Here is a 12,896-nt window from a genome sequence, read left to right on the forward strand (position 1 = left end):
TGTGAGCTAAAAAACGGTTACATGGTGCAGGAGGAAAGGCAGTAGCCAGGGGTTGTTCAGAAGCCCCTGTTAAGGGGCTTCTGTTCTGAAGTTACGCCAGTTTATCCGATGCAACTTTGTATTTTGGATCTTCTATCACATTTACTTCCACCAAATCAGCCGCTTTTGCTAATAACTGCTGACAATCCTGACTCAGGTGACGCAAATGCAATTTCTTACCGGCCTTAGTGTACTTTTCTGCAAGCGCATCAATGGCCTCAATTGCACTGTGATCAGCAACCCGGCTATGTTTGAACTCAATGATCACATCAGCCGGATCATTTGCCACATCAAACAACTCAGCAAAATTCTTTACAGAGCCGAAGAATAATGGACCATGTAACTCGTACACTTTTGAGCCCTGCTCATCAATATAATTGCTGGTATAGATGTGCTTAGCGTGCTCCCAGGCGAATACCAGCGCCGAGACAATCACACCGACACAGACTGCGATAGCGAGATCTGTTACCACTGTAACACCAGATACCAGGACAATTACAAACGCGTCGCTCTTTGGAATACGCTTCATCAGGCGGAAGCTGGACCACTCAAAAGTGCCCAGTACAACCATAAACATCACACCAACCAAAGCAGCCAGTGGGATCATTTCGATCAGGCTGGCAGCAAACAAGATAAAGGCGAGGAGTAATATCGCAGCGGTAATACCAGACAGACGGCTACGACCACCTGAATTAATGTTGATCATTGACTGGCCAATCATTGCACAGCCACCCATCGCACCGAATACACCACAGGTCATGTTTGCAGCCCCCTGGCCAATACACTCTCTGTTCGAATGGCCACGTGTTTCAGTGATCTCGTCGATCAAGGTCAGTGTCAGTAGTGATTCAATCAGACCAATTGCGGCAAGGATCAGTGCATATGGGAAAATAATCGTGAACGTTTCCCATGTCCAGGGCACCTGAGGGATATGGAATTCAGGGAAGCCGCCTGCAATAGTAGCATTCACATTGCCACTCATGTCTTTGAGGTAATCCAGAACGTTACGCGTATCCAGGTCCAGTCCAATCACTAGGCCTGTAACCACCAGGATAGCAGCAAGGCTTGACGGTACTGCTGTTGTTAGTTTTGGCAGAAAGTGGATGATTGCCATCGTCAGTGCTACCAGACCAGCCATGATATATAGCTGCTGCCCTTGCATCCACTGCAATGTGCCAGATCCATCCATCACCTTGAACTGACCAAGCTGAGCGAGAAAGATCACGATGGCCAGACCATTTACGAAACCGAGCATCACCGGATGCGGTACCATACGAATGAACTTACCAAGCTTAAATACGCCTGCGAGGATCTGTAAAACCCCCATCAGCAACACTGTCGCAAACAGGTATTCGACACCATGTTCAATCACCAGGCTCACCATAACGACGGCAAGCGCACCGGTTGCACCAGATATCATACCTGGACGACCACCAAAAATAGACGTGATCAAGCCCACGATGAACGCGGCGTATAAGCCGACTAATGGATCGACATGTGCGACAAACGCAAATGCGACAGCTTCAGGTACCAACGCCAGAGCGACGGTCAATCCTGACAGTATGTCGTTCTTAGCAGAGCTGGGCGCTTTGCCTATTAGATTAAACATTTAAATCCCCAAGATTATTACTACGACAGAAAAGCGCTGGATCCTAGCAAAATCCAGCGCTTTTAACAAATGAGATACATTATAGTTGAGTTTCAGGTCTGATGTATGACAATCAGATCGGCAGGGCTGTGGTCCGCTTAACGCACGTCATTGTGACGTTTGAATGAACTTCCTGAACATATTCCAGGTTGAGCAGGTTATCTCTGACAAATTGCTCATACCCTTCTATACCACGAGAAATAATACGTAACATAAAGTCCATTGTGCCTGCCATGGTATAGCATTCAGTCACTTCGTCATAGCTCATGATCAATTTTTCGAATTCAGCAAGGTTATTACGACCATGATTAGATAACTTAACATGAGCATAAACAAGCATATCAAAACCAAGCTGTTTCTCATCCAGCAAAGCAACTTTTCCTTTGATATAACCATCTTGCTCGAGTTTGGCAATACGACGCCAACAAGGTGACTGGGACAACCCAACTTTATCGGCTATTTCTGCCGTAGATAAACTCGCATCTTGCTGTAACAGCGCTAGTATTTGACGATCAACCTGATTTAATGACATATTTTTCTTAATTTTTAATTAGTTAAATGAATACAGTGCCGATAGACTCAGTTATCAGCCAAACCGCCCGCTCATAAAAGGATTATGTCGCTGCTCATACCCAATCGACGTATCTTCACCATGCCCACTCATGACCCGAGTCGCCTCTGGTAAAGTGAATAGCTGAGTTTCGATAGAACGTTTTAGCAATGCAGCATCCCCCTTTGGAAAATCTGTTCTGCCTACTGAGCCTTTGAACAACACATCACCAACCAATACAGTTGCACTCTGTGGCTCATAAAACACGACATGGCCCGGCGTATGTCCGGGACAGTGGCGCACTTCCAATTTCAGCTCGCCAAGCTCAACGCATTCGCCGTCTTCAAGCCAGCGTCTGGGAAAAAACGCCGCCTGCGGTGCAAAGCCAAACATCTGCGCTTGCATAGGTAATGCATCAAACCAAAACTTATCTTCGCGCTGTGGCCCGACAATATCAACCCCTAAAGCTTCAGATAACGCCTCACTGGCACCAACATGATCGAGATGCCCGTGAGTAAGCAAAATCATTTCAACTTTAAGAGTGCGTTCCTTTATAATAGACAATATTTTATCAATATCGCCTCCCGGGTCAACCACTGCGCACACCCCTGTGCCAGGACAACAAATGATCCGACAATTCTGCATGAACGGTGTGACGGGTATGGTGATTACCTGCATTTATTTTTCCTTAAAGGACATGAGTATCGGATACTTCAGATAAGCCTGGTCGTAATAAGGCGTACGCTGATATAGCCACTCCATTCTCGCTTTTGGATCTTTCGCAAAGGCTTTATCCTCGCTGATTTTTTTATCAAACGCCAGTGCCATCGCCGGATTGTCTTTTAACATTTTCCGGGCAAAAGGTTCAAGCGCATAATTTTCAACGTACTCAGTGCGCTGGAACACACCGGGGAAATCGCCCCAGGCGAAAAACGAGTCAGGCGCTTTAGGATGAAGCAAATGGGTTATCAACTCTCCATTGGCTTGCTGGGTTGACACTCTATACCAACCTGACAGGCTCAGAGAGGTCGACACGGCCTGCTGCTCGAATTCGGCACTGACACGAAAACGTCCTTCAAATGGGGTGTCTGCAAATTGATAGGAAGTTATCGCAAGCTGAACCAAGTCATCAGCCAGCACATCTGTGTTCAGTTGTTCAACAGTAATCCCATGGAGTTTAAGCTTTTCCACAGTGTTGGTGTAAGCAGGCGGAATGTAAAACGCACTGGGCACTTTCACTTTAACCTTTACTTCTTTTTGCCAGTATACAGGGAGTTGCTCATACAACTTGGGTTCGCCAAGATATTTGGCTTCCATTTGACCAGATAACGCACTTTCGAAGCGTTTGTAGGCAATGCCTTTAAACGAGATCAGCGCCGGTTTTTCAGCATAACTGCGCTCGACAACCAGCTCATCCGGCACAAAATGTTTCTCTGTCTCGACGGCCTTAGCTAATGCCTGATGATGCTCAGACAATGCATCAATAACGCCATCAACGAATACATAGGTACCTAGTACTCGTTGTTTATACGGTTTCAAAGAGTGATTTTCTAACAATATGCTGGGAAGTGCCTTAATATCTGCCCAGCCATTTGAAAAGCGCGGACCAGCCACCCAACCTGCGAGCCCTTTTTTAAAGTCGCGTTTGTCCATGACAAACACCAAAGGGTCAGGCTCATGGCCTTGCTGGCGAAGTTTTTCGTCTATCATGGGGGTAAAGTGCAGCTCCAACACTTTAGCAACAGCAGGTGACTCACTGGCGAAACTGGGGTTAAACCCATAGGTGATATCGTATTGATAGTCCGCGCCATCGGTCACATGCAAATCAAGATACATAGCAGGCCGATACTGATTGATCACTTGCATAACAGCCCTTACACCCGGCGTGTCAAGCTTAGTGTAGTCACGATTAAGGTTCAGGTTGAGCCCATTGGTTCGGTAGCCCATAGTCGCTGGACCACGCTGGTTAATGCGATTGTAGGCGCTTCTTCTTTCGTGACCATCGACGTTCAGCACAGGAATAAACAGAATATTGACTTTGTTAAGCACATCACGTCGTTTGCCCGTCGCAATATCGCGCAAAAGCATAAACATAGCATCTTTGCCGTCTATTTCGCCTGCGTGGATCCCAGCCTGGACCAGCAATGTCGGTTTGTTGTTATTTTTTAACATCGCAGGACTGAACTGATTTACCTGAGACGCAATCAGCATTTTGATGTCGCGGCCCGCGTCACTCTGTCCAATCGTAACCGCCTTAAACTGAGTTGGGTTCGCCGCGACCAGACGGTCGATAAATGCCATCGTTTTTGCATAGTCCGGGCTTTCCAAACCTTTGCTCAGTTCAAAATCTGTGGTGAGTGGTCCCTGTTCCTGCATCAGGTCGACACTCTTTCCCTGCCAGTCTTGCAGCGGTGGTAAATGACTATTCAGATTTACTGTTGCACTTAGCAAAACAATGCCTAAATTCATAAACAATCTTTATTTCTATCTATCAATATAATGATTATATCAATATTTAAATTAACAACTTACAATGTGCGGTGATTCTACAAAAATTCACAGTTAATCGCGAGCTAACTTTTGGCGCTGCGAAAAAACATGGATAAACACATGACAAAATCGATTTTAATCACAGGTTGCTCCACCGGCATTGGTTATTACTGCGCCAAAGCGCTTCACCACTCGGGATTTCGCGTCGTCGCATCGGTGCGCAATCCTGAACACCTGACGCGCTTTGAAGCTGACGGCATTCCTTGCATCCTTTTGGATCTGGCGGATGAAGCGTCTATCAAAAAGGGATTTGAAGAGGCTGTTGCGCTGTGCGACGGAAAGCTCGATGCGCTGTTTAACAATGGTGCTTATGGTCAGCCCGGCGCGGTCGAAGACTTACCAACCGAGGTATTACGCGCCCAATTTGAAACCAATTTGTTCGGCTGGCATACCCTGACATGCCTGGCAGTTGCCCATATGAGAAACCATGGCGGCGACAGCCGCATCATTCAAAACTCATCTGTGCTGGGGCTCGTCGCTTTGCCCTATCGCGGCGCCTACAACGCCAGTAAATTCGCTCTCGAAGGGCTTACGGATACACTCCGTATGGAACTAAGCGAGTCAAATATTCAGGTAAGTCTGATAGAGCCAGGCCCTGTCTTATCAGATTTTCGCCGCAATGCACGCATTGCATTTGAGCAGCATATTGAAATAAGCAGCAGTGCACATAAAGCAGAGTACGAAGCACAATTAGCCCGCCTCAATGCACAATCTGCACCACAAAAGTTTACCTTAGGGCCTGATGCGGTCTACGAAAAGCTATTGCATGCACTGACAGCAAAACGTGCAAAGCCCAGGTATTATGTGACCTTCCCGACCTACTTAATGGGATATCTTAAGCGCCTGCTTAGCTCAGCCTGGCTGGACAAAATTTTGCTCAAAAATAGATAGGATCAAAAAAAGGAGCCATAGGCTCCTTTTCTTTCAATCGCTTAACTTAATATAGAATTAAGCTGCAAGACCTTCTTTTGCTTTAGCAACAAGTGCTGCGAAAGCTACCTGGTCGTATACTGCGATATCAGCTAGGATCTTACGATCGATTTCAACAGATGACTTTTTAAGGCCATTGATGAAACGGCTGTAAGATAGGCCGTTTTGACGTGCAGCAGCGTTGATACGTGCAATCCATAGTTGACGGAAAGTACGTTTCTTAGCGCGACGGTCACGGTAAGCGTATTGACCTGCTTTAGTTACTGCCTGGAAAGCTACGCGATAAACGCGTGAACGCGCTCCGTAGTAACCTTTAGCTTGCTTTAATACTTTTTTGTGACGTGCACGTGCGATAACACCGCGTTTAACTCTTGCCATTTCTGATATCCTCTATTAAGCGAATGGTAACATACGATTGATAAGACCCAGGTCATTCTTATGAACCATAGTCTTGTTACGTAGGTGAAGTTTACGCTTAGAAGATTTCTTAGTCAGAATGTGACGAAGATGCGACTGTTTACGCTTGAAACCGCCAGAAGCAGTCTTTTTGAAGCGCTTAGCAGCACCTCTGTGTGTCTTTAGTTTGTAAGACATTGCAATAACTCCAAATGATATTGCGTTAACGTTATGCAAGCAGGCGGATGATAAACATCACTTTGTTGGCCTGGTATGCACCCTAATTCCGGTGAAAGGCCACATGTGACCTTTACTTAGGTACCGGTTAACTCAGGTGGCTGACGCACTTTAAACCTGAGTTAAATTCTGTCGATCGTTAAATCGGCGCGTATTATGCCTTGCTTAAGACTTTTTCGCAATAGGTGCCATCATCATAATCATTTGACGACCTTCAACCCGGTTCGGGAATGACTCTACCTGAGCCACTTCTTCCAGATCGGCTTTCAAACGATTAAGCATTTCAATGGCAATTTCCTGGTGAGCCATTTCACGGCCACGGAAACGAATGGTGATTTTCGCTTTGTCGCCCGCTTCAAGGAATTTGCGAAGGTTACGCAGTTTAACCTGATAATCGCCTTCGTCCGTGCCAGGACGGAATTTGATTTCTTTAACCTGGATCTGTTTTTGCTTTTTCTTTTGTTCTTTTTGTAGTTTTGCTTTTTCAAAAAGGAACTTACCATAGTCCATTACTTTACAGACTGGTGGCTCTGCATTTGGACTGATCTCAACCAGGTCCAGGCCGGCTTCTTCTGCAAGCGTTCTTGCTTCTCTAATAGAAACTACGCCCGCCTGCTCGCCTTCAGCGTCAATTAAGCGAACTTCTTTTGCTGATATTTCTTCATTGATACGATTTTTCTGAGCAGTAGTTTGCCCTTTTTTGCCGCCTCTAATGGTACGTTCCTCCAAAAAGTCAAAAATATATTGTGCGAAAAGCGATTTGAATTAAGTGATAAGCCTTTCGCACAGGTTTACTATAAATTAACGTCTGTCTTTAATCTCTTCGCTGATTTTAGCGATGAAATCATCTACAGAGAACTTGCCCAGGTCTTCGCCTTTGCGCGTTCTTACCGCTACTTCTTGTTGTTCAACTTCTTTGTCACCGACAACAAGCAGATAAGGGATACGTTTTAAAGTATGCTCGCGGATTTTAAAGCCAATCTTTTCATTTCTCAAGTCAGCACAGGCTCTTATTCCCAGTTTATTCAGTTTTTGTACAACTTCGTGCACATAGTCTGCCTGTTTGTCGGTGATATTCATGATCACCACTTGCTTAGGCGCAAGCCAGGTCGGGAATAACCCTGCGTACTCTTCGGTTAAAATACCGATGAAACGCTCTATTGACCCTAACACGGCGCGGTGGATCATCACCGGCGTTTTACGTTCATTATTTTCCGCTACATACGTCGCGCCTAAACGGCCCGGTAAAGCAAAGTCTAGCTGCACTGTGCCACATTGCCAAGCACGCTCAAGACAGTCATACAAAGTAAATTCGATCTTAGGGCCGTAGAATGCGCCTTCGCCCGGCAAATAACCAAATTCGATATCATTTGCTTTTAGTGCATCTGCCAGTGCTTCTTCAGCCTTGTCCCACATTTCGTCATCACCGATACGTTTCTCAGGACGCGTTGATAGCTTCACAACAATTTTCTCAAAGCCGAACGTCGAATAGGTATCATAGATCATATTGATACAGGCGGATACTTCATCCATTACCTGTTCTTCAGTACAGAAGACGTGCGCATCATCCTGAGTAAAGCCACGCACACGCATCAGGCCGTGCAATGCACCTGATGGCTCGTTACGGTGACAACAGCCAAACTCTGCCATACGCAACGGCAGATCACGGTACGACTTCAGACCTTGGTTGAAGATCTGAACGTGGCCAGGACAGTTCATTGGCTTTATTGCATACTCACGCTTCTCAGACTCAGTGGTGAACATCGCATCCGAGTACTTGTCCCAGTGACCTGATTTTTCCCACAGACCACGGTCCATCATTAACGGACCTTTCACTTCTTCGTATGCATATTCACGCAGCTTTTCACGCACGAAATCTTCTAACTCACGATAGATGCTCCACCCATCGTTGTGCCAGAAAACCATGCCAGGCGCTTCTTCTTGCCAGTGCCACAAATCAAGCGCTTTACCAATTTTACGGTGATCGCGTTTCTCGGCTTCTTCAAGGCGTTTTAGGTAAGCTTTAAGCTGCTTCTTATCAGCCCACGCTGTGCCGTAGATACGCTGCAGCATTTTATTTTCGGCATTACCACGCCAGTATGCGCCAGCCACCTTCATGATTTTGAAATGGTGGCAGAATTTCATGTTTGGTACGTGTGGACCACGACACATATCAACATATTCTTCGTGATGGTACAGACCCGGACGATCATCTTTTTCGATGTTCTCATCCAGGATTTCCATCTTATAGGTCTCACCACGCGCTTCAAACGCATCGCGAGCTTCTTGCCAGCTAACTTTCTTTTTAACAACGTCGTAATTGGTTTTGGCTAGCTCAAGCATACGTTTTTCAATGGCATCGAGGTCTTCCTGGGTCAGCGAGTGCTCCATATCGATGTCATAATAAAAACCATTATCTATGGTCGGGCCGATCGCCATTTTCGCTTCAGGGAAAAGCTGTTTAACCGCATGGCCGATCAGGTGAGCACAAGAGTGACGAATGATCTCTAAGCCATCTTCATCTTTGGCTGTGATAATTTCTAATTGTGCATCCTGTTCAATCGGATCACAGGCGTCAACACGCACACCGTCTACACGACCTGCAATGGTGGCCTTAGCCAATCCAGGGCCGATGTCTTGAGCGACTTCTAAAGTTGTAACCGGGTTTTCAAATATACGCTGACTGCCGTCAGGGAGAGTAATTACTGGCATGATAATTCCTACTTACAGTGGTGACACCTACAACGCATCACATGTACTAGTTTAAGTTAATTGTTTTAAATTTGATGCCCATCAACACTTTTACGAATAAGCATTGGCTGAACAGTGGTATACTGTCGGTGTCCGGGGACTTTCAAACGCAGCGCCCATTGTGAACGCTCACGTGACGAGTTGCAAGGAAAAGACTAAGATTAAGCAGGGATTTTGGCTAAAATGACGGGGAAAACCATGGCACAGAAACACTCATACAAGTTTGCATCTTTTAATTTGCTGAACTTTGCTGCGCCGCCCTATTCTTTTTACCAGCTGGAAGAGTCGTATAACGACACTCAGTGGCTGACCAAAACACAGTTTATTACGGGCCTGATCCAACATATGGACCCCAGTGTGATTGTGTTTCAGGAAGTATTTAGCCCCGAGACACTGGCCACCTTGTGTGAAGATCTGGGACTGCCTTATTTCGCAACCGTTGACACCCCAAAACCGGACTTGGTTTACCCAAATGTGCTGTTTAATCCCATTGTCGCCATTGCCAGCAAATTCCCGTTTAAGAGCTTTACCCCGCTGGAGCCGTGCCCCGAGTTACTGGAATATCTCAACAATCAGCATCAATTTAAGTTTAACCGGACCCCAATAAAGTGTAGCTTCGAGCTGCCCGGCTTAGGCCTGACAACCGTTTATGCCGTACACTTTAAATCCCAGCGGGTTCACTCTATGGCCCATATGCTAGGGAACACTCCCCAGGAGGATCCCCTGCTCACTTTGTTGCACCAAACAGTAGGCACCATGCAATCCCAAATATCCCGCTCACTCGAAGCCTCCATTGTCTATTATGATGCGCTGAAGACGCAGCGTGAAAAAGGCGCCGCCACACTGGTGATGGGCGATTTTAACGATCACATTGCCAGTCCTGCGCTGTCTTTTATGACGCAACAGTTCCCGACCAGTGCCATCCACCAGGACTTTAACAGCGTCGGGCTGTTTGACAGTTTTTGTCTGGCCGACAACCAACTCAGTTTCGGACAAAAACCCCCCACACATTATTATCAGGGGGTGGGCAACACACTTGACTACATCCTCGCCTCCAAAGAATTCAATCCTAACCTTGAGCAAAGCAAGGTCAGGCGTCTCACCTACCATAATTACGCGTCGCACTTAGACCCCAAACGAGATGAAGAAGACATTCGCTATTCCGATCACGCGGCCATCGCCATCGAAATGATACTGCAATAAGTTCTCGGTCATGATGAGCTGTGATATGATCCTTACTTATAACGATTTATTTGACCAGTTAATGGGAAACCAACAATGAGAACACTCGGTGTAGAGATTACCGGCAGCGAGGCCCTGCTGTGCCTTCTGAGCAAAGAAGAAGACGTTTTTGATATTCGCGATATTCGCCAGACTCGCTTTACACTTGGCAATATTGGCCAGGACACAGACGCAATGCGCAAATTCCACTTCGATTTTGCCAAACTGGTAGAAGATTACAAAATTGACTCTATTGCCATTCGTCAACGTGCCCATAAAGGCAAGTTTGCGGGCAGCGCAGCGGGCTTTAAAATGGAAGCAGCGATCCAGCTAATAGAAGACACTGATGTGAAGTTATTGTCTTCCACGGAAGTGAAAGAGCAGCTTAAACGTAACCCTGTGCCTGTTGACTTCGCCGATACTGGCCTGAAAAAGTATCAGGAACAAGCGTTTCACAACGCCTACGTGTTCATTATGCGTAAGACTTACGGTCATGAAGACGCCGAGCAGGCAGAATAATTACTGGCCCGGCGATTATGCCGGGCTTTCTCTTTGCATAACTAGCTAACACACTCTCCCCTTTCACTTTTTTCAAATTGTCACTTGGTTTTCATACAGGTTCTGAGTTATAAAGTACGCTTGGTGTGTGCTTTTTCTGAACAGGCTAGGTTTGCACACCCCATCTACTTGCAGGGTCATTTCGGCACTGTCATCATGCAGGAGGCACTATGCTTAAGTTGTTTGAACGATTCACCGTCCCATTCCCGTCACGTCCGGCAACACAGCCCCCTCAGGGATTACTGGCATTTTGCCGGTTTTACACAAAAGGAATGGAGTTGCCATTGCTGCTAATGTCACTAAGTGCTGCTGTCTTGGCCACACTGGAGGTCATGCTATTTGGCTTTATGGGCACGCTGGTTGACTGGATGCAGGCATATCCGCCGGCCGAATTATTTGAAGTGAAACGTCAGGAACTCACCATGATGGCCGCAATAACACTCATTGGCCTGCCCTGCCTGGTATTTTTTCACAGCGCAATATTACATCAAAGTTTGCTGGGTAATTACCCTATGGCTATTCGATGGCTGGCACATCGCTATTTGCTCAAGCAAAGTGTGTCTTTCTATCAGGACGAATTTGCCGGACGCATTGCAACCAAAGTCATGCAAACAGCGCTGGCTATCCGTGAAGCAGTCATGAAACTGCTGGATGTGCTTGTTTACGTCGTTGTCTACTTTGGTGCTATGCTCGCACTGGTCAGTGACAGTGATATGAGAATGATGATCCCTTTGCTGATATGGCTGGCTTTGTATATCGGCATGCAATTTTATTTTGTTCCCCGACTCAAACAGGTTGCCAGTAAACAGGCCGATGCACGTTCGCAAATGACCGGCCGTATAGTCGACAGCTATACCAATATCACCACAGTTAAACTGTTCTCGTATAACAAACGGGAAGAAACTTATGCCCGTGACAGCATGAATTTGTTTATTGAACCCGTCTATGCCCAAATGCGACTGGCAACGCAACTGAATGTCAGCATACAAACGCTGAACTTCCTGCTGGTCTTCAGTGTCGCGGCGGGTTCGCTCTACTTGTGGTCACTCAGTGCTATCAGCAGCGGCGCCATAGCGATCACCATTGCCCTGGCTTTGCGTCTGAACGGTATGTCCCAGTGGATCATGTGGGAAGTATCCAGCCTGTTTGAAAACATCGGTACTGTCATCGATGGTAAAAATACCTTATCCAAACCCCTGGATGTCCAGGATCAGCCCAATGCCCCGGGCTTAAGCGTAACCCAGGGCGAAATCATATTTAACGATCTGCACTTTGCCTACAAACGCCAGCAGCAATCGGAGCAGCATTCCGTTATTCAGGGGCTAAGCCTGACGATTGCCCCCGGCGAAAAAATTGGCATTGTGGGCCGCTCAGGCGCAGGTAAGTCGACTTTGGTAAACTTATTACTGCGCTTTTACGACGTTCAGCAAGGCACCATCAAAATTGATGGCCAAGACATCTCGCAGGTCGACCAGGAAAGCCTGCGCGCGCACATAGCGATGGTGACACAGGATACCGCACTGCTGCATCGAAGTGTCAGAGACAATGTTTTGTATGGCCGCCCCGATGCCAGTGAAGAAGACTTACTCAAAGCCATCGACAAAGCCGAGGCAAGTGAATTCATAAAATCGCTTGAAGACAACGAAGGTAACACAGGGCTTGATGCCCAGGTCGGTGAGCGCGGTGTCAAACTCTCCGGAGGACAACGTCAGCGTATCGCCATTGCCAGAGTATTGCTTAAAAACGCCCCTATTCTCATTCTGGACGAAGCAACTGCGGCACTCGACTCCGAAGTGGAAGCAGCGATTCAGGATAGTTTAGACAGTTTGATGACGGGCAAAACCGTGATTGCGATTGCGCATCGCCTGTCAACCATTGCGCAAATGGACCGACTGATAGTAATGGATCAGGGCCAAATTGTTGAGCAAGGTACACATGATGAACTGCTCTCACAGAATGGCATTTACGCCAAACTGTGGGCACATCAAACCGGTGGCTTTATTGGCGTTGAATAGC

Annotated in this window: 12 protein-coding genes; 4 read left to right on the top strand and 8 right to left on the bottom strand. The window is 46.8% G+C overall.

The genetic code is table 11. The features are described from left to right. Nucleotides 1-91: 91 nt before the first annotated feature. The 4 genes from PRUB_RS12890 to PRUB_RS12905 form a co-directional block, all read right to left on the bottom strand. Nucleotides 92-1,648, bottom strand: coding sequence for a SulP family inorganic anion transporter (locus PRUB_RS12890; protein ID WP_010387186.1), 1,557 nt, complete (start codon nt 1,646-1,648; stop codon nt 92-94). A 112-nt stretch (nt 1,649-1,760) separates the two neighbouring features. After that, complete coding sequence (locus tag PRUB_RS12895; protein ID WP_010387187.1) at nt 1,761-2,219, bottom strand: Lrp/AsnC family transcriptional regulator; 459 nt, start codon at nt 2,217-2,219, stop codon at nt 1,761-1,763. Nucleotides 2,220-2,273: 54 nt separating this feature from the next. Continuing rightward, nucleotides 2,274-2,915 carry an MBL fold metallo-hydrolase gene (locus PRUB_RS12900; protein ID WP_010387188.1) on the bottom strand — a complete coding sequence of 214 codons (642 nt, stop codon included), beginning with the start codon at nt 2,913-2,915 and terminating at the stop codon, nt 2,274-2,276. Further along, nucleotides 2,916-4,706, bottom strand: a complete 1,791-nt coding sequence (locus tag PRUB_RS12905; RefSeq protein ID WP_010387191.1) for a M14 family metallopeptidase — start codon at nt 4,704-4,706, stop codon at nt 2,916-2,918. Between the two features lie 141 nt (nt 4,707-4,847). Here PRUB_RS12905 and PRUB_RS12910 point away from each other — a divergent pair, with 141 nt between their 5' ends. Next, nucleotides 4,848-5,678 carry an SDR family oxidoreductase gene (locus tag PRUB_RS12910; RefSeq protein WP_010387192.1) on the top strand — a complete coding sequence of 277 codons (831 nt, stop codon included), beginning with the start codon at nt 4,848-4,850 and terminating at the stop codon, nt 5,676-5,678. 57 nt (nt 5,679-5,735) lie between these two features. Here PRUB_RS12910 and rplT read toward each other — a convergent pair whose 3' ends face one another. From rplT to thrS, 4 genes are all read right to left on the bottom strand, one after another. Then, complete coding sequence (rplT, locus tag PRUB_RS12915; RefSeq protein ID WP_010387194.1) at nt 5,736-6,095, bottom strand: 50S ribosomal protein L20; 360 nt, start codon at nt 6,093-6,095, stop codon at nt 5,736-5,738. A 15-nt stretch (nt 6,096-6,110) separates the two neighbouring features. After that, nucleotides 6,111-6,311, bottom strand: a complete 201-nt coding sequence (rpmI, locus tag PRUB_RS12920) for a 50S ribosomal protein L35 (protein ID WP_010387195.1) — start codon at nt 6,309-6,311, stop codon at nt 6,111-6,113. A gap of 204 nt (nt 6,312-6,515) precedes the next feature. Continuing rightward, the gene (gene infC / locus PRUB_RS12925) at nt 6,516-7,079 is read right to left on the bottom strand and encodes a translation initiation factor IF-3 (protein ID WP_010387196.1); all 564 of its coding nucleotides are present in this window, start codon (nt 7,077-7,079) and stop codon (nt 6,516-6,518) included. Nucleotides 7,080-7,151: 72 nt separating this feature from the next. Further along, nucleotides 7,152-9,062, bottom strand: coding sequence for a threonine--tRNA ligase (thrS, locus tag PRUB_RS12930; RefSeq protein WP_010387197.1), 1,911 nt, complete (start codon nt 9,060-9,062; stop codon nt 7,152-7,154). Between the two features lie 237 nt (nt 9,063-9,299). Between thrS and PRUB_RS12935 the strand changes: the two genes are divergently transcribed. From PRUB_RS12935 to PRUB_RS12945, 3 genes are all read left to right on the top strand, one after another. Beyond that, complete coding sequence (locus tag PRUB_RS12935; protein WP_040645231.1) at nt 9,300-10,304, top strand: endonuclease/exonuclease/phosphatase family protein; 1,005 nt, start codon at nt 9,300-9,302, stop codon at nt 10,302-10,304. A gap of 75 nt (nt 10,305-10,379) precedes the next feature. Beyond that, the gene (locus PRUB_RS12940) at nt 10,380-10,841 is read left to right on the top strand and encodes a DUF3010 family protein (protein ID WP_010387199.1); all 462 of its coding nucleotides are present in this window, start codon (nt 10,380-10,382) and stop codon (nt 10,839-10,841) included. Between the two features lie 209 nt (nt 10,842-11,050). Then, nucleotides 11,051-12,895 carry an ABC transporter ATP-binding protein gene (locus PRUB_RS12945; protein ID WP_010387201.1) on the top strand — a complete coding sequence of 615 codons (1,845 nt, stop codon included), beginning with the start codon at nt 11,051-11,053 and terminating at the stop codon, nt 12,893-12,895. Nucleotide 12,896: the final 1 nt, after the last annotated feature.

It is taken from the genome of Pseudoalteromonas rubra, assembly GCF_000238295.3.
In the GTDB taxonomy this organism is placed as follows: Bacteria; Pseudomonadota; Gammaproteobacteria; order Enterobacterales; family Alteromonadaceae; genus Pseudoalteromonas; species Pseudoalteromonas rubra.